This window comes from Lysobacterales bacterium, from assembly GCA_016721845.1.
GTDB lineage: Bacteria > Pseudomonadota > Gammaproteobacteria > Xanthomonadales > Ahniellaceae > JADKHK01.
The window spans coordinates 1-17,597 of record JADKHK010000006.1; the positions used below are offsets into that span (position 1 = coordinate 1).

At 64.2% G+C, this 17,597-nt stretch carries 18 protein-coding genes and 1 pseudogene; 17 read left to right on the plus strand and 2 right to left on the minus strand.

Annotated features, from left to right (window positions below; all coding sequences use genetic code 11):
• Positions 1-241: 241 nt before the first annotated feature.
• The 9 genes from IPP28_04200 to IPP28_04240 all read left to right on the plus strand — a co-directional run bounded on the left by IPP28_04200 (position 242) and on the right by IPP28_04240 (position 9,359).
• Positions 242-634: a hypothetical protein gene (locus IPP28_04200; GenBank protein MBL0040253.1), complete on the plus strand. Its 393-nt coding sequence runs from the start codon at positions 242-244 to the stop codon at positions 632-634.
• Positions 631-1,806 (plus strand): glycosyltransferase family 4 protein, encoded by a 1,176-nt coding sequence (locus tag IPP28_04205; GenBank protein MBL0040254.1) that lies wholly within the window; start codon positions 631-633, stop codon positions 1,804-1,806. The genes IPP28_04200 and IPP28_04205 overlap by 4 nt, the downstream gene beginning before the upstream one ends.
• Complete coding sequence (locus IPP28_04210) at positions 1,803-2,201, plus strand: hypothetical protein (protein ID MBL0040255.1); 399 nt, start codon at positions 1,803-1,805, stop codon at positions 2,199-2,201. Before IPP28_04205 ends, IPP28_04210 begins: the two co-directional genes overlap by 4 nt.
• The gene (locus IPP28_04215; GenBank protein MBL0040256.1) at positions 2,201-4,090 is read left to right on the plus strand and encodes a glycosyltransferase; all 1,890 of its coding nucleotides are present in this window, start codon (positions 2,201-2,203) and stop codon (positions 4,088-4,090) included. The genes IPP28_04210 and IPP28_04215 overlap by 1 nt, the downstream gene beginning before the upstream one ends.
• The gene (locus IPP28_04220; protein MBL0040257.1) at positions 4,087-5,067 is read left to right on the plus strand and encodes a glycosyltransferase family 2 protein; all 981 of its coding nucleotides are present in this window, start codon (positions 4,087-4,089) and stop codon (positions 5,065-5,067) included. The genes IPP28_04215 and IPP28_04220 overlap by 4 nt, the downstream gene beginning before the upstream one ends.
• A gap of 110 nt (positions 5,068-5,177) precedes the next feature.
• On the plus strand, positions 5,178-6,323 hold the full coding sequence (locus IPP28_04225; protein MBL0040258.1) for an O-antigen ligase family protein: 1,146 nt from the start codon (positions 5,178-5,180) through the stop codon (positions 6,321-6,323).
• Entirely contained in the window at positions 6,320-7,525 is a 1,206-nt protein-coding gene (locus IPP28_04230; protein MBL0040259.1) for a glycosyltransferase family 4 protein, read from the plus strand. Before IPP28_04225 ends, IPP28_04230 begins: the two co-directional genes overlap by 4 nt.
• Positions 7,522-8,283, plus strand: coding sequence for a WecB/TagA/CpsF family glycosyltransferase (locus IPP28_04235; protein MBL0040260.1), 762 nt, complete (start codon positions 7,522-7,524; stop codon positions 8,281-8,283). The genes IPP28_04230 and IPP28_04235 overlap by 4 nt, the downstream gene beginning before the upstream one ends.
• Complete coding sequence (locus tag IPP28_04240) at positions 8,280-9,359, plus strand: nucleotidyltransferase family protein (protein ID MBL0040261.1); 1,080 nt, start codon at positions 8,280-8,282, stop codon at positions 9,357-9,359. The genes IPP28_04235 and IPP28_04240 overlap by 4 nt, the downstream gene beginning before the upstream one ends.
• Positions 9,360-9,371: 12 nt before the next feature.
• Here IPP28_04240 and IPP28_04245 read toward each other — a convergent pair whose 3' ends face one another.
• Entirely contained in the window at positions 9,372-9,812 is a 441-nt protein-coding gene (locus IPP28_04245; protein ID MBL0040262.1) for a lasso peptide biosynthesis B2 protein, read from the minus strand.
• A 137-nt stretch (positions 9,813-9,949) separates the two neighbouring features.
• On the opposite strand from IPP28_04245, the gene IPP28_04250 reads away from it, so the two are divergent.
• On the plus strand, positions 9,950-11,593 hold the full coding sequence (locus IPP28_04250; protein MBL0040263.1) for an ABC transporter ATP-binding protein: 1,644 nt from the start codon (positions 9,950-9,952) through the stop codon (positions 11,591-11,593).
• Between the two features lie 118 nt (positions 11,594-11,711).
• Here IPP28_04250 and IPP28_04255 read toward each other — a convergent pair whose 3' ends face one another.
• Positions 11,712-13,064: a hypothetical protein gene (locus IPP28_04255; GenBank protein MBL0040264.1), complete on the minus strand. Its 1,353-nt coding sequence runs from the start codon at positions 13,062-13,064 to the stop codon at positions 11,712-11,714.
• Positions 13,065-13,190: 126 nt separating this feature from the next.
• On the opposite strand from IPP28_04255, the gene rsmG reads away from it, so the two are divergent.
• From rsmG to IPP28_04290, 7 genes and pseudogenes are all read left to right on the plus strand, one after another.
• Complete coding sequence (rsmG, locus tag IPP28_04260) at positions 13,191-13,844, plus strand: 16S rRNA (guanine(527)-N(7))-methyltransferase RsmG (protein MBL0040265.1); 654 nt, start codon at positions 13,191-13,193, stop codon at positions 13,842-13,844.
• 126 nt (positions 13,845-13,970) lie between these two features.
• Entirely contained in the window at positions 13,971-14,765 is a 795-nt protein-coding gene (locus IPP28_04265) for a ParA family protein (GenBank protein ID MBL0040266.1), read from the plus strand.
• Positions 14,762-15,658, plus strand: a complete 897-nt coding sequence (locus IPP28_04270; protein ID MBL0040267.1) for a ParB/RepB/Spo0J family partition protein — start codon at positions 14,762-14,764, stop codon at positions 15,656-15,658. Before IPP28_04265 ends, IPP28_04270 begins: the two co-directional genes overlap by 4 nt.
• A 45-nt stretch (positions 15,659-15,703) precedes the next feature.
• A pseudogene (locus IPP28_04275) lies at positions 15,704-15,883 on the plus strand (type II toxin-antitoxin system HicA family toxin).
• A gap of 19 nt (positions 15,884-15,902) precedes the next feature.
• The gene (locus IPP28_04280) at positions 15,903-16,301 is read left to right on the plus strand and encodes a type II toxin-antitoxin system HicB family antitoxin (GenBank protein MBL0040268.1); all 399 of its coding nucleotides are present in this window, start codon (positions 15,903-15,905) and stop codon (positions 16,299-16,301) included.
• A 45-nt stretch (positions 16,302-16,346) separates the two neighbouring features.
• Positions 16,347-16,865 carry a sigma-70 family RNA polymerase sigma factor gene (locus tag IPP28_04285; GenBank protein MBL0040269.1) on the plus strand — a complete coding sequence of 173 codons (519 nt, stop codon included), beginning with the start codon at positions 16,347-16,349 and terminating at the stop codon, positions 16,863-16,865.
• Positions 16,852-17,577 carry a DUF3379 family protein gene (locus IPP28_04290; protein MBL0040270.1) on the plus strand — a complete coding sequence of 242 codons (726 nt, stop codon included), beginning with the start codon at positions 16,852-16,854 and terminating at the stop codon, positions 17,575-17,577. Before IPP28_04285 ends, IPP28_04290 begins: the two co-directional genes overlap by 14 nt.
• The last annotated feature ends 20 nt before the right edge of the window (positions 17,578-17,597 follow it).

A 17,597-nucleotide genomic window follows, 5' to 3' on the forward strand; every position in this document is an offset into this window, starting at 1 on the left:
CCACGAGCACTCCGTACTGAGCAAGTTCTTCAGCGATACGCCCAGAGAGTTCTTTCCAAGACTGATTGTTGCGGAGTCTTTTGAGGACGCGCCGTACGCCGAAGAGAAGTCGGTAGTCCGGCTGCTGAATGAAAATGGCTTCGTCAAATCATTCAGCAAATCTAATAACCACGTCTTCGTTTCCGGTATAACGCCATCAAAATTCTCTCATTAATTTGGTACACGCGCGTTCAAACGTGTCGTGGCGGTCGAGAACGATCCGCAATGGGCTGCCGTCGTTCGATCGTTCCGGCCGGCAAACGCCATAGTTGTCGCGAAGGCGATTTCCCGGGATCTTGTCGCCGAAGACTTGTCTGGAGATTCGGCCTTCGAGGTGATCATCGTCGATGCCTTGGCAAGTTGGATAGACGGCGCGAAAGCCGGGTTACCGTTCCTCGTGGACAATGGCGTCGTCGTCTGGGACAACACCGATGGTCCCAACAAGCCGGAGGTCAAGACGCTGATGGCGTCGCATGGCTTCGAAATCTCGTTTTCAGGCTTGCTCCTCAGGAGTCGCCAAAGAATGCACGACGATTTCTTATTGGCGGAACAACGTCTTCGACATTTGAACGCGTTCATCGATCACCAGACATGACTGCATTCCCACCCAGCAAGCGTCTGGTCATCCTGCTCCCCTGCCTGCTGACAGGCGGCACGGAAGTGGCGACGCTTGAAACGGCCGTGGCGATGCAGTCGCTGGGGCTGCAAGTCGAGGTGATCGTGTATTTCGACGAGGTCGATGCGGACATGTTGCTGGCGTTCGAGTCATCGGGCGTGCTGGTGTCCCGACTTGGACTGCGACGTGGCCCCGGTGTGATTGCGCACCTGCGCTTGGCCTCGGCATTGGCGCGCGCCCTGTGGCATGGGTCACGCCCGGCACTGGTGTGGTTGCAGTACCTGACGCCGACGCTGTTGCCACTGCTCGTGGCCAAGCCATTTGCGCGGCGCCTGGTCGCCGCCGTGCATGTGTCCGCTGAACATTTCGACATCGGGGCGAGACGGCGCCTGCGCTGGCTCGCGCGGCGCTGGTGCAATCGTGTCGTGTGCGTTTCGGAGACGACGGCGGCAGGACTGTTCGGAGGCGATGTCGCGACTTCCGGGCGCGGGTGCGTGACGGTCATTGCCAACGCCGTCGATACCGATGCAGCACGGAACGCCGAACCCACGCGTTGGCGAGCGTTGGCCGGCTGGCCACAGGGCGCCCGGGTGGTCGGCTATGTCGGCCGTTTCGCCGAGATCAAGGGGCCCGATCTGTTGATCGACGCGTTCGCGCAGTTGGCGCAACGTCGTGCGAAATTGCGCCTGGTGCTCGTCGGCGCCGGCGCACAGGAGCAAGCGCTGCGCGACCAGGCGGCCCAACTTGGTATTGCCGACCTCGTGTATTTTGCCGGGCCGCGGCCACGTGCGCAGGTGTTCTCTGCCCTGGGCGGCTTCGATCTTGCGGTGGTGCCGAGCCGCGAGGAAGGCTTCGGACTCAGTGCGGCCGAGGCCATGGCGGCGGGCGTCGCCACGGTTGCCACTCGGGTGGGTGCGCTGCCGGAACTGATGGCTCTGGGCCAGGCTGGCGTGCTGGTGGCACCGGAATCGCCGGGGGCCCTCGCGGAGGGCATGGCGCTGTTGCTGGACGATCCTGCATTGTGCGCGCGAATCGCTGCCGCTGGCACTCGTCATGTCGAGCGACACTTCGGTCGGGCTGCGCTGTTGCATTCGCTCGGCCGCTTGTGCGCTTCGCTGGGCATGACCACCTTGCGACGTGGCAATCCATGAAGATTGTGTTGATTCAGCGCCTGGTGCCGACGTATCGCGAAGTCGTGTTCGACCGGATGCGCGCGCAGTGCGAGGCGGCAGGTGACACGTTCGAACTGTGGACGTCCGATCCGCCCGAGGGATTCACCCGGCGCGGTACGCATGGTGCGGTCGCCTGGGCCACGCGATTCCCGGTCTGGACGCTGCTTGGTGGCATTGAATGGCAGCGCCTGGCCTGGCGCGAGGTGCTCGAATGCGACGTACTGATCCTTCCCGATCAGCTGCGGACGCTCAGCAATATTGCCGCGATGTTGCTGCGTCGACTCGCCGGCAAGCCGGTGCTGACCTGGGGTCATGGCCGCAACTTTCAGCCGAACGTGCTGAGCCGGGCATTGCAATCCTGCGATTTCGACTGATGGCGTTCGCACACGGCCATCTTCTCTATACCGAACAGTGCCGCGCGGCGATGCTGGCCGAAGGCGTCGCTCTGGCCCGACTTCGTGTCGTCGAGAACGCGCCCGACACCCGCGGTTCGGAAGGGCTGTACCCGAGACACGACCTCGTGCGCGCGTTCCGCTCGCAATGGACACTGGGTGAAGCCCCATGCATCGCCTTTCTGGGCAGCTGGTACAGCGACAAACGGCCGGAGTGGATCATTCTCATCGGCGAGCAGATCCGTCGCGGCGTCCCGGACGCGCGAGTTGTCGTGATCGGTGGCGGCGATGGCCTCGCCACCCTGCGCGCAGCCGCGCCGTCCTGGCTGGTGTTGACTGGACCGCTACACGGCCGCGACAAATTCGTTGCCCTGTCCGCCTGCCACTGCCTGTGCATCACGGGCGTCGCCGGTCTCAATGTGCTGGATGCCATGACGATGGGGCTCCCGGTGGTGTTGCCGCGTCGCGCCGATCACAGCCCCGAGGCGATCTACGTCCGCCATGATGTCAACGGGCGCTGGGCCGAAGACGATCCCGCAGCTCTGGCGGCTGCCTGCCTCACCCTCATCGCAGATCGAACGCTGGCCGATCGCCTGGGTGAGCAGGCGAGGACTACCGCGGCAGCGCTGACCGCCGATGTGATGGCGCGAAATCTGCTGGCAGGCGCGATCTCCTTGTCCAAGCCTGCCATTCCCGTGTCGGTACGCCCTGTCGTCTTTGTCTATCAACGCATGCTGCCTTATCACCGCGCGCGTTTTCTGGCGCTTGCTGCAGCATTGGCAGCACGTGGCCGGCCATGCGTTGCTCTGGAAGTGACCAACGCCGACTCCAGCTACGGTGAATTTGCCGACACGCCGCTGCCTGCCGGTGCGCATGTGGTCACGCTATTTCCGAATATCGACTACTTGAAACTGTCCGCGCCCCATGTGGCGCGCAGCGTGCGCCAAGCCTTGCATGCGCTTGGCGCCGTATCGGTGTTCGCGCCAGCGCCGGCATTTGCGGAAGGAGCCGGTGCACTGCATCACAAGGTGGATCGCGGCGGAACGTTGTTCCAGATGGACGATGCGTGGTCGGCCACTGACCATCGAGGGCGCTTGACCCGAATCGTCAAGCGTTGGTTCAACGGCTACGTCGATGGCGGATTCCTGCCGGACAAGCTGCACGGCCGCTATTTCGAGACGCTGAACATTCCGGCCGACCGGCAAGCCTATGCAGTCGATGCGGTCGCTGATGCAGACGAGGCCGGACCTTCGAGCGACCACGAACGCACCGACTTGTTGTTCGTCGGTCGCTTGATCGCCCGCAAAGGCTTGGACAGCGTGCTTCGCGCCATGGCGCAGCTGTTGCCGGAATCGCCACGGCTCGTGGTGATCGGCGATGGCCCGGAACGAGCCGGGTTGCAGCAACTGGCGATCGATCTCGGTATCTCCGGATGCGTCGTCTGGCTCGGCCGACAAAGCAATGCCGAGGCACGGAATTGGATGCGCCATGCCCGAGTGTTGGTGGTGCCCAGCAGTTACGAACAGTGGGGTTTGGTCATCAACGAGGCATGGCAGAGTGGCCTGCCGGTGCTTGGTTCGACGACCGTGGGCGCCCTGCGTGCCGCATTGCCTGCATCCTTGACATGGACCATGTTGCCAGCAGTCGGCGATGCAGACGCTTGGGCGGCATTGTTGCGGCGTGTGGCGTCCATCGATGACGCCGAGCGTCAGCACTGGATCGAGATTGGTCACGACCTGGCACGGCGTTATTCGCTTGAACGTCATGTCGATAGCGCACTGCATCTGCTCGATCTGCCACCACGACCTCGACCGTGGTTCGTCGCCGGACTTCTCGCGCGTGCATGGACCGGTCGTGTGGTGATCTGGTGAACGCCACTGCAACGCCAGCCGTGAGCGTCGTGATGCCGCTCTACAACAAGGCCGATCTGGTGATCGAGGCCATCGCGTCAGTGCAGGCACAGGAGATGACCGACTGGGAACTCGTTGTCGTCGACGACGGTTCGGTTGATGCCGGTCCGGAGCAGGTGCTCGCTGCGGCCATGCAGGACGCCCGAATTCGAGTGGTGACGCAAGCCAACCAGGGTGTTTCAGTCGCGCGCAATGCCGGCCTGCACCACGCCGCCGCCGATGTCGTCGCTTTCCTTGATGCCGACGACGTGTGGCAACCCGGATTCCTGGCTGCAGTCATGGCACTGCGCGAGCGGTATCCGACTGCGCGTTGGTGGGCAACGGGATATGCATTGCAACGGGAGGGGGCCGTGGGGCGCGTCGCCCGAGTGGAAGCAGCCCGGTCGACCGAAGACCAGAGTCTCTGGTCGAACTATTTCACCATCGCAGCGCGATCCGACCCGCCGGTGTTCAGTTCAGCGGTCGCCATCGACCGATCAGCGATACTTGCTTTGGGCGGATTTCCCCAAGGTATTGCCAGTGGTGAAGACTTGTTGACCTGGGCGCGACTTGCACTCGCCTACCCGCTGGCCTACGACCGCCGCGCATTGGCGGTCTTCCGTGTCTCGGGGATCGAACGCCGACCTGATCCGGACGACGCCGTAGGTCGGGCGCTCGCCACCTTGCAACACGAGCATCCCGACACTCCGGGTCTCGCCGCCTATCGTGCGGCATGGCACCGCATGCGTGCAGCGATGTGGCTGCGCTTCGATCAGACGGGTCAAGCCCGAAGTGAGGCCGGAAAGGCACTCCGCTTGTCACCATGGAACCCCCGCTCCGGATACCTTTGGTTCTTGTGTCGATTGCCGGCGGCCTTACGCCGCAATCTCGACACTTGGATTCGCGGCGCGCGCGCGCGCATCATGCGCTCCCCGCCCTCGACCACTGCGTCCGAATGAAGTACAGCGTCAACGTCGATTCCCGAGCCGCCCGGATATCGTTGCGCCGCCAGGGCGTACCCATACCGATGCTCGCGCTTGCCGGCGGCCTGTTGGCAAGTTATCTGCCCATGATTCTGCCTGCCGCAATGGGTGCGTCCTTTCTCGGCTGGATGCTGCCGCTGGCCGTTGCCTTGGTGCACTTGCTCACGAACATCGGCCGAATGACATTTCCGATCATGCTCTGGGTTCCCTGGATCGCCTGGGTCATCGGCTACACGGTCATGGCGGAAGCGGCCAATGCATTGCAGCGCGGCATCATGCTGCTGACGCCCCTGGTGGTCGGTGCTGCATTTTCGACATTGCGCACGACGCCCGAGCTGCTCGACCGCATCGACCGCTGGATTACCTGGTTTCTTTGGGTTTTTTTGGCTGCAGCAGGCATCGCTACCGGTCTACTGTCCTCGGGCACGTTGTACGACACCACCAACTTTGCGGCGGGTAGCATCACCGCATCGCTTCTCGCGTGCTGGTTTGCCACGCGATATGTGCTGATGCGCCGAAATCGCGACTTGCTGCTGTGGCAGATCATGACCGCGGTGCCGGTGCTGGCGAATACGCGTACCGGGATGATTGCCGTGGCCATCACCTTGCCACTGGTCCTCGCGCCTTGGTCGGTGCTGCGCCGACTTCTGCTCCTTGCGGCATTGCCCGTGATCGGGTTGGCGCTGTTCCAGACCGAACGCATCCAGAAGAAGATGTTCTACTCCGGGCGCGGCACCGTCGATGAAGCAGTGACGGCGGTGTACAACATGTTCACGGGCGAGGAGCATGTCGAGGCGAATTTCGCGACGTCCGGACGCTCGGTGCTCAATGATGCCTTGCGTCGCGGACTCAAGGACGAATATTTCTTCGGACATGGTGCCAATACCACCGAGGCAATTTCGTTGCGCATCACGCACGTGGCGCACCCACACAACGACTGGCTGCGCCTGCGCTACGAGTACGGCCTGATCGGTACCTTGCTGTTCGCTGCAACCATGCTCCTGCAGGTCTGGCATGGGTGGCGTTCGGCACGACGCTTGCCCAATCCGCTCAACATCTACTTGTACGTCGCCGTCTCGGCCTTCCTGCCGATGGCGATCTTCATGCTCAGCGACAACGTGATTCTTTACGTGGCGTGGTTCGGGAATCTGCAGTTCGCACTGCTGGGGCTCGGATATTCGATCGCGCACCAATTGCGTGCGACGGAATTGCAAATGGCGGCGAGATCTTGAAAATCCTGCTGCTGCACAATCATTACGGTTCAGCCGCGCCATCCGGCGAAAACCAGGTGTTCGAGGCAGAACGAGTGCTGCTTGAAGGACGTGGTCACGACGTCCGAACCATTACCCGACACAGCGACTCCTTGCGCGAAACCGGCTCGTATGGCGCAATGCTCGGCGCGTTGTCGACTCCGTGGAATGTATTCGCTGCAAACGCCGTTCGTGAGGAGGTCCAACGCTTCAAGCCGGACGTTGTGCACGCACACAACACGTTTCCCTTGCTGTCTCCAGCCGTCTTTCCCGCCGCAAATGGTGCGGCACGGGTTCTCAGCCTGCACAACTACCGCTTGTTCTGTGCCGCAGCCATCCCGCTTCGCGACGGTCACACCTGCACGCTTTGCCTCGACCGGCACAGTGTCACGCCTGCGCTTCTCCACGGCTGTTATCGCGGCAGCCGAATTGCCACATTTCCGATCGCTGCGGGCATCGCATTGCATCGCGCCCGTGGTACCTGGCGTCGCGATGTCGAAGCCTTCATCGCACTGACAGAGGACCAGCGAAATCGGCTCGTTGCGGCCGGCCTTCCATCGGCGCGCACATACGTCAAGCCGAACTTCTATCCCGGCACGCCAACCTGCCGACCCTGGCATGAGCGATCCGGTAGCGTGGTCTATGCAGGGCGCTTGAGTGGCGAGAAGGGCGTCGATGTTCTGGTTCGCGCATGGTCGCGCTGGGGTGCGAAGGCACCTGAATTGCTGATCATCGGAGATGGCCCGTTGCGTGCGCGCCTGGAGGACGAAGTCCGGCAAAATTCGGCCCGCATCCGATTCCTCGGACAGTGCAGTGCCGAGGAAACGCAGTATCTCATCGGCGATGCCAAGCTGGTACTGGTGCCGTCGACATGTATCGAGGGGTTCCCGATGGTTTTGCGGGAATGTTTCGCACTTGGGACTCCGACCCTGGTCTCTGATCTCGGGCCGTTGCCTGCATTGGTTCGTGATGCTGGCGGCACCACCTTTCGCGCCAGTGACGATGAAGAGTTGCGTCGGCGAGCTTCGGATTTGTGGGAGCAGCCGGATCGGCTCGCGGCGATGTCGATGGAAGCGCACGCTGCTTTTCAGATGCACTACACCGAATCGGCGAATCACGACAGGTTGATGCACATCTACGAAGCGGCTCAGCGCGAATATCGTGACCGGGGCACCGCTCAATGAACGAGGACGTGTTGGGCTACCGCGTTTTTTCTGGCGGGAAAAGTGCGAGCGTCAGTCGCATGATGGATGCGATCAGGCACGATGGCCGTATCTGGGCAGCTTGCATGAATCCGCATTCCTATGTCGTGGCCTGCGATCGCAAGGAATTCTCGAGAGCCCTGAAAGCAGCCGACATCCTGGTGCCAGACGGCATCGGCATCGTGCTCGCGTCGCGCTTTTGTGGTGGTGACATTCGGGAAAGGGTCACGGGCTTCGACCTGTTCACCGGTCTACATGATGCGCTCGCGCTCCGCGGTGGCGGGAGGGTGTTCTTTCTTGGCTCGACACCGGAGGTGCTTGCGGAAATCGCGGTTCGCATGCAGCGCGACTGGCCGTCGCTGGAAGTAGTCGGTACTTACTCGCCACCCTTTGCAACGCAGTTCTCCGACGCCGAGAACATGGCGATGACTGCTGCCGTGAACGCCGCGCGCGCCGATGTGTTGTGGGTGGGCATGACCGCGCCGAAGCAGGAGCAGTGGCTGCACGCACAATGGCCGCAACTTGAGGTTCGCGTCGCTGGTGCGATTGGCGCCGTATTTGATTTCTATGCCGGGCGCATCAAGCGTTCGCACCCGCTGTTCCAGCGACTTGGTCTGGAGTGGCTGCCACGACTGCTGCAGGAACCACGACGGTTGTGGCGCCGAACCTTCGTCTCGACACCTCGCTTCCTCTGGGATGTTTGGCGATTTGGCATCCGCAAACGCCAACCGCCGCCATGATCTCTCGCGAACAACTTGCTCGCGAGCTGGTGGCCGGATCCACCTCTCGACCGGCGTCTCTGCAGCCTTGGCTCGATGCCGGTCGCGTCGAGGGTATTGACACGTTGCTCGCTGCAAGATGGCAGTCTTCCGTTGACCTCGGTGTCGCTGACAGGGCATCGTGCACTGCGACGTTGCAACGCGCCCACGCGCGCGAATTGTTCCTGCAGGCGCATGAGCGGGACGCACTCTCCGCGCTGCGTGCTGCAGATATCGACGTTCTGGTTCTGAAAGGTGCTGCCTTGGCGCGTTGGTTGTATCCCGAGCCATATCTGCGCACACGCAGCGACATCGATCTCTTGCTCCGCTCGGAAGCTGACGTGGTGCGATGTCGCGATGCGCTCTTGGCGTTGGGATACGAAGATCTCGACCTGCCTTTGCTCCCCCCTACTTATGAGCGCGCGTATCGCAAGCCCATCGGCAAGGGAGAACACAGCGTCGACGTGCATTGGCGACTCTCGAATCACCCTGCTTTTGCCCACTGTTTTTCGTTCAACGACCTGTGGGTGGAACGACAGTCGTTGACGGGACTTCCCGGCGGTTGGGCTCTGGGACCGGTTCACGCCTTGATTCACGCCTGCCTGCACCGTGCCTGCAACCTGACTGAGGTCGCCGGTGATCGGTTGATCTGGTTGTACGACATCGCGCTGTTGGTGCCGCGCCTGTCCGATTCAGACTGGACATTGCTGGCCAGATTGGCCATGACATCACGAACCGCCGAGCCTTGTCGGCATACGTTCGCAGCGGTGTATTCGCTATTCGACATAGCGATTCCTCATTCGACAATGCAATTGTTGACCGAAGTGGCTCTCCACGAGGCGTTCCGCATGGATCACGCGCGCCATCTTGGATATCGCAGCTATTGGGCATTCCGGGAGCTGCCTTGGTCGGAGCGCGTGCCGTGGCTGCTGCGCCGGGTGTTCCCGGACTGGCGCTACATGCAGGCTCACTTCAAGCTGAAGCATCGCGGCCAATTGCCTTGGGCCTGGATCCGGCGCCTCGTCGACTTGACTACAGGAATCGGGCGGCGGCACTGACGCGAATTCGCATCAACGCTGAAGCGTTGGGCCTTGACCAGACGAGTCAGGCCGACCCAATGCCGTACCGCCGACCTCCACCCACGCATGCGCCCCGAACGGTTCGCCGTCGCGTTGCACGCCGATGCGAAGCTGCGCGTCGAATCCGCGCCGGCGCAACAAGGTGGTGACGACCAGCGCCTGACGCAGGCAGGTGGCGCGCACGAGGCCGTGGCGGCCGGCGATGTCGGTGAGTTCGGCCAGGCGTCGCGCGTCCGCGATGTCCGGCGCGGTCGCGATACGACGCTGCGGCGCGTCGCCCAGTTGTTCGCACCAGCGCCGCGTCCGGGCATAACCTGCAACCTTCAGACAGGCCTGCACCAGCGCCAGCAGCAAGGCCAGATGCAGCAGTCGCACACGTTCTCGCCACGGCAGCGCACACCAGGATCGCCAACGACAGCGAGTGCTAGCCATGCGGTGCCCGATCGGGCTTGGCGTGAGCCTGTGTTAGCGTTGCGGCAGTCGCGGGTTGGGTCATGACGGTCAGGGAACGACGCCGTGGTCCGGCTTGCCGCGATCTTATCCCGCGTCTTCCGCATTGCCGCCGTTCGATGTCCTCACGCGCTTCCCTCTTCGCCGATTTGTTGCGTACCGAACGCTGGTGCTTGCTGCGTGGTGCGCTGCTGTCGGCGCTGGAGGCGCTGGCGTGGTTGTCTGCGCCGTGGTTTGCCGGCGAGGCGGTGGCGGCGCTGATGCGCCGGGAAATTCCGTCGGGACTGTTATGGGCTTGGGTCGCCGTGCTCACCGTTCAGACCGCATTGACGATGGCCAACGGCTGGCTCGGGGGCCGGCTCGGTGCGCGTCTGGTGGCCGAACTCGGCGTGCGCGTGCATGACCACCTGCAGTCCCTGCCGCTGGCCTGGCATCAGGCACGCAAGCGCGGCGAGATCCTGTCCTTGCTGGGCCAGGATGTCTGGCGGGTCGCCGGATTCGTCGCAAGCACACTGCCTGCCGTCACACCGATGCTGCTGACCGGCGCCGGCGCCCTGTTCATGCTGGCGCGCATTGCACCGACTCTCGGCGTGCTGATCGCCCTGCTGGTGCCGGTCTACCTGCTGGCATTGAAGCTTGCTGGGCGACGCATTCGTCCGACCGTCGACGCCCATATTCGCGAGGACAGCGCGAAATTCGCGCTCGCCGAACAGCACTTGTCGCTGCTGGCGCTGACCAAGGCCTACACCCGCGAGGCCGATCATGCTCGTCGCTTTGCGTTGCAGAGCGAACGCGTGCGCGCCCTCGGCGAACGCCAGCAAGGACAGGAATTGTTGCTGGCGCCAATCGTGCGCTGGCTCGCGGCCAGCGCGGTCGTCGCGCTGCTCGGGTTCGGCGCACGATCGGTGGCCGCAGGCGAACTCGCTGCGGACGACCTCGTCGGCTTGTTGCTGTACGGACTGCTGTTGACGCAACCGGTGTCGCAATTCGCCGGTCTGTACGGGCGAGTCCAAGCGGTGCGGGCCTCGACGCAGCGCCTGGACGCCTTGTTTGCGGAAGCCCCGGAGCCGGACGGCGGTCGGCGCGAATTGTCGAAAGTCCGGGGCGAACTCGCGTTCGAGGCGGTGGCGTTCGCCTATCCCGGCCGGACGCCGTTGTATTCGGCTCTGATGCTGCACATCGGCGCCGGAGAGACCGTCGCGATCACTGGCGCCAATGGCGCCGGCAAGAGCACGCTCGCCCATCTGCTGATGCGTTTCGCCGATCCGAGCGCGGGTCGCATCACCCTCGATGGCGTTGACCTGCGCGAATTGTCGCTGCGCAATCTGCGCCGCCATGTCGGACTCGTGAGCCAGCACGTGCTGATGCTCCACGACTCGGTGGCACACAACATCGGCTTCGGACTGGCCGGCGCAGACCGGACGGCGATCGAACGCGCGGCGCGCGCGGCGCACGCGCATGCCTTCATCGAGCAACTGCCGCAGGGTTACGACACCGTGATCGGCGACGAAGGTGTGCGCCTGTCCGGCGGTCAGAAGCAACGTATCGCGCTGGCACGCGCCTTGTTGAAAGATCCGGCTGTGTTGATTCTGGACGAGGCGACGGCGATGTTTGATCCCGACGGCGAACGCGACTTCATCGCCGAATGCCATGCGCTGCTGCGCGAACGTACGGTGTTGCTGATCACGCACCGCCCGGCAAGCCTTGCGCTTGCCGACCGGGTGCTGAAGCTCGAAGACGGTCGACTTCGCGAGACCTCGTAGGAGCGACCCCACGCGTCGCGATGCTTCTTCTTTTCGCGTTCGTCGGGCAAGAGCTTTTCGCAAACGTCGGTCAAAAGAATCGCGACCCGGGAATCGCTCCTACGGACGCGGCGGTCGATCAATCGTCGTCGTCGCGAACGATGCGTTCCAGCTGGCCATGTGCGGCACGGCCGCCACGGTCGCTGCCGGAGGATTCGCTGCGCGATTCGCTACGGGATTCGCTGCGTGACTCGAAACTCGGCTGCGGTCGTTCGTAGCGCGGTTGCTCGCGCGGCTCGCTGCGCTCGTAACTCGGGGCGGGTCGCGGTTCGCTGCGCTGGAACACCGGCTCGCGGCGCTCCATCGGTTCGCGCTGCGGTTCGAACTGGCGTTCCTGGATCTCGCGACCACGGTAGATCTCGCGCGGCTGCGAACGCGGCTGCGACGCTTGATCGACATGGCGCTCGAAGACGGGGTTGTACGGCTCGCGGGTCTGCCGCGGCATGAACTCGCCCGATGCGGCTTCCGCCGACCCCGGTTGGGTACGGCTGCGATAGACGCGGTTCGGGGCCGGCGCGACATAGCCGTCGTTGCGTTCCAGATCACGCCCATCGTTGCGATCACGGTCATAGCCGCGCGGCGAGCGCGTCACCGGCGCCGTGCCCTGATAACCGGGATCGGCGTTGCGGGGATTGCCGATGGCGCCGCCACGACCCAGCTGCTCGCGCGAGGAAGGGCCGGTCGGTGAACCATGGCCGGTGAAGCCGCCATAGCCGCGCCCGTCCGGGCCATAGGGGTCGATGTTCCAGTCGCGACCGCTGCGTTCGAACGGCAGCGAACCGCCGCGGGCACGGGTCTGGCGCGCCTGGACCGGATCGACGATGCCGCCCGGCTGCGTCGATGCGCCGTAGTAGGTCTGCTGCGCCGCGCCGCGGGCACCGGTGGTGCGCGCGAGATACTGGGCTTCGTTGCGGGCGCTGCCGTAGCGCGGCGTGTAGCCGTATTGCTCCATGCGTCCGGCACGACCACGGCTGCGCTCGTCGCGCCAGTCGTAATAGTGGTCGGCGTAGCTGTTGCGATACGGCGAATACGCCTGGTAGTACGGCCAGCTGTACCAGCTGAGATTCAGGCCGAAATACGTGCGCGGGAAATAGGTGACGCCGTAGTAGAAGCCGGGGCTCCAGTAGGGGTCGTAGTAATAGCGGTAGGTCGGCCACAGCGCCGAGTAGTAGTAGTTGTAACGGACGTAGTCGGGATAGCCCCACGACGCGTTGCCATAGTCGACGCCATAGCGGTTGGCGACATCGTAATCGTTGATGTAGACGCGATTGCCGTAGCGGTCGTAGTAGTAGCGCCGCGAGTCGTAACGATCGCCGTAGTAATCGTCTTCGTAATAACCGTCGCGGTCGTAGTACGAATAGTCGTCGTAGGTCGCGCAACCGGACAGCAGGCTGGCGGCGGCGGTCAGGGCAAGGGCGGCAAGGCGTTTCATGGCAATCCCCGTGGTCAACGTCCTGAGTGTGGCGCACCGGGGTGAATTCATCCTGAACTTTTCCGGCCCCGATCCGATGCATTCAGCCGGCGTGCGCCTGCCGGATTCTCTCGCCATACTGCCGCGATGGAATTGTCTCCCGTGATCGCCGCGCTGCGGCCGAAACTGATCGAGGCGCTGGCGACGATGGCGTTGCCGCACGACGACGTTCGCGTCGGCCGCTGGCTCGGTTACCTGGAACTGCTGGCGAAGTGGAACCAGGCCTACAACCTGACGGCCATCCGCGATCCGGCCGAGATGCTGACCCGGCATCTGCTCGACTCGCTGGCGATGGCGCCGCTGTGGACCGACACCGAACTTGCCGACATGGGCGCCGGCGCCGGCCTGCCCGGCTTGCCGCTGGCCATCCTGCATCCCGAACGACGCGTGGTGCTGATCGAATCGAACGGCAAGAAGACGCGCTTCATGCGCGAGGTGAAGCGTTCGCTGGGGCTGGACCACGTCGAGGTGGTCGAAGCGCGCGCCGAGGCGTACCGACCGCCGGCACCACTGGCTGCGGCGACCGCACGCGCGGTCGCACCGATTTCCGAACTCGCCGGCTGGTGCCGCGACTGGCTCGCCCCCGGCGGCCGCCTGCTCGCCATGAAAGGTCCCGGCCATGCCGAGGAACTGGCTGCGATCCCGACCGGCTACACCCTCGTCGCCATCCACCCGCTGACCGTGCCGGGCCTGGATGGGGAACGGGTGGTGGTGGAGCTGACCCGCAGCGCAGCCCTGTAGGAGCGAGCCCCGGCTCGCGACCGCCGACCGCTCAGGCGGTCGGCGGTCGCGAGCCGGGGCTCGCTCCTACAGAAGCGGGTATCATCCGCGGCCCGGCGCCTTTCGGCGCGTAGGCCCTGTCCGCCCATGACCCGCATCATCGCTGTCGCGAACCAGAAAGGTGGCGTCGGCAAGACCACGACGAGCGTGAACCTCGCGGCGGCCTTGTCGGAGGCGCGGCGCAAGGTGTTGCTGATCGACCTCGATCCGCAAGGCAATGCGACCATGGCCAGCGGCATCGACAAGGCCACCGCCAAGCCGAACGGTTGTGAAGTGCTGCTCGACGAAGTGCCGGCGGAGCGCGCGATCGTGGCCACGCCCGGCGGCTTCGACCTGCTGCCCGGCAATGCCGACCTGACCGCGGCCGAGATCCGGATGATGGACGAGATCGCGCGCGAGACGCGGCTGCGCAGCATCCTCGACACGGTCAAGGACAAGTACCACTTCATCCTGATCGACTGCCCGCCGTCGCTGAGCCTGCTGACCCTGAACGCGCTCACCGCCGCCGACAGCGTGCTGGTGCCGATGCAATGCGAATACTTCGCGCTCGAAGGCCTGACCGCACTACTGAACACGGTCAAGGCGGTGAAGACGCGCCTGAATCCGAAGCTCGAGCTCGAAGGCATACTGCGCACCATGTTCGACCTGCGCAACAACCTCGGCAACGACGTCTCGAACCAGCTGGTGAAGCATTTCGGAGACAAGGTCTTCCGCACCGTGGTGCCGCGCAACGTGCGCCTGGCCGAAGCACCCTCGCATGGTTTGCCGATCTCGATGTACGACCGCGAATCGCGCGGCGCGATCGCGTATCTCGGGCTGGCCGGCGAAATGCTGCGCCACGAACGCACTGCCAAGCCGGCCGCTGCCGGCCCGACGAACTGACGGAGCCCGTGATGGCGACCAAGAAACTGCGCGGCCTCGGCCGCGGCCTCGACGCCCTGCTCGGCATCGACACCAGCGGTGGCGACAGCAATGACGCCGCCAGCAGCGGCGAGCTGCGCACCCTGCCCGCGAACCAGTTGCAGCCCGGCCGCTACCAGCCGCGCACCGGCATGGATCCGGAACGCCTGGCCGAACTGGCCGAATCGATCAAGGCGCAGGGCGTGATCCAGCCGATCGTGGTGCGCGGCATCGGTCGCGACCGCTACGAGATCATCGCCGGCGAACGTCGCTGGCGCGCCGCGCAACAGGCTGGGTTGGCCGACGTGCCGGCGGTGGTCCGCGAGGTGCCGGACCAGGCCGCGATCGCGATGGCGCTGATCGAGAACATCCAGCGCGAAGACCTGAACCCGCTCGAAGAGGCGACCGCGCTCAGCCGCCTGATCCGCGAATTCGAACTCACCCACCAGCAGGCCGCCGAAGCGGTCGGCCGTTCACGCGCGGCGGTCAGCAACCTGCTGCGCCTGCTCGACCTGCCGGAAGCGGTACGCACCCTGCTCGAAAAGCATCGCCTGGAGATGGGCCATGCCCGTGCGCTGATCACCCTCGATCCGGCCCGTGCCACCGCCCTCGCCCTCGCGGCGGCCGATGGCGGCTGGAGCGTGCGCGAACTCGAAGAACGCGTGCGCAACGAACAGTCGGCGAAGACCAACGGCAAGTCCGACGGCAAGAAGAAACCCGGCACCGACCCGAACATCAGCCGCCTCGAACAGGACCTGTCCGAGAAACTCGCGACCCGCGTCGCCATCCAGCACGCCCGCAACGGTCGCGGCAAACTGGTGATCGCCTACCACTCGCTGGACGAACTCGACGGCATCCTCGAACGGATTCGTTGATTGCTGAACGCGGGACTTCTACACACTTTTGTGTATGATTTGGGCATGAATAGCGTCGAAGTCATCCGTCGCCTCGAATCCGATGGCTGGAAGCGGGTGCATGTCGTCGGCTCACATCAGAAATTCAAGCACCCCGCACGACCTGGGCACGTGACTGTGCCGCATCCGAAAAAGGACCTCCCGATCGGGACGTTGCGCGCCATTTTTCGCCAAGCTGGCTGGGATTTGGAGATAGGAGAGACCCATGCTGTATCCACTCTATGTCCATCAAGAAAACGGGTCTGCTTACGGCGGACAGTTTCCCGACATCCCGGGCTGCTTCACGGCGGCAGATATGCTGGACGATCTCCCGGCCATGGCTCAGGAGGCCGTCGAAGCGCATTTCGAGGGGGAGGACACGGAAGTTCCGGCACCGAGCGACATCATTCGCTGGAAGGGCGATCCGGAGTTCAGCGATGGCTTCTGGCTGCTGGTCGATATTGATCTCGCTCGGGTCAATGCAAAGCCCGTACGACTGAATATCTCGCTGCCCAATGCACTCGTCCAGCGTATCGATCGATATGCCGAAACCCATCACATGACCCGCAGCGGGTTTCTGGCGCGCGCAGCCATGCGCGCCATCGAAACCGACGATGCCGCCTGACGCGATTCGGTGAAAGAATCGATCCCCTGAGCAGGTCTTGGGGGCATGGTGAGCAAACAGTCCCAGTTCGATGCCTTGGTGCGCGCGACCAGCGGAGACCTGTATCGTTTCGCGTTCTGGCTGTGCGGCAACGAGGCGCTGGCGCATGACCTGACCCAGGAAACCTATCTGCGCGCCTGGCGGTCGCTCGACAATCTGCGCGAGACCGCGGCCGCGAAGGCCTGGCTGGTCACCATCCTGCGGCGTGAACATGCGCGCCTTTACGAACGCAAGACGCCGGCCTTCGAGCCGATTGATGCGGTCGAATTGCCGGAGTCCGACCTGCAGTCGCCGGATCAGCTTGGTGACGATGCCCTGGTCCGGCGCGCGATGGCCAGGCTCGACGCGAAGTATCGCGAACCCTTGCTGATGCAGGTGCTCGGCGGCTTCAGCTGCGAAGAGATTGCGGCGGAACTCGGCAGCACGCCGGGCGCGGTGATGACCCAGGTGTTCCGCGCCCGCCAGAAACTCAAGGCGGCGCTCGGCGGTTATGGCGAGGAGGGCAAGATCTATGAACTGCCTTGAGTTCCGCCGCGCCATCGGCACCGACCCGCGCGGCCTCGACGCCGCTGCGCTCGCGCATCGGGCGCAATGCCCGCGCTGCAGCGAAGCGCATGAGCGCGCACTCGTTTTCGAACGCTCGCTGGCCGCAGCGATCGCGATCCCGGTGCCGGACACGCTCGCCGAACGCATCCTGTTGCACCAGACCACCGCGGCGTTGCATGAGCCCCGTGTGCGCTCGCTGCGCATCTGGCAAATCGCTGCCGGGCTGGTCGTCGGCATCGGCCTTGCGACGGCGGTGGGTTGGCGCGTGTTCACGGCGAATGCCGCGACCACCGATCTCGCCGTGGCCCATCTCGCGCACGAGCCGTTCGCGTTGTCGGCGCGCGCCGAGGTGGCCAGCGCGGACGTGCGCGCGATGTTCGCGTCGCTCGGTGCACCGATCGCCCACAGCCCGGGCGCGGTGCATTATCTGAACGACTGTCCGCTCGGCAGCCGCATGTCGGTGCACATGGTGATGCAACGCGCCAGCGGTCCGGTCACTGCGATGTATGTGCCCAAGCTGCGCGAGGCACGGCGTGATTTCGATCGCGCCGGCGTGCGTGGCCGCGAGGCAACGATCGGTGATGGCACCCTGATCCTGCTCGCCGCCGATGCGCGCGAGTTCGATGCGATTGAATCGCAATTTCATCTGGCCTTCGCGCACGGCATCGGCAGCGCAGTGGGCGCGCCCTGAGGCGAATTGTCGGTGGCGGC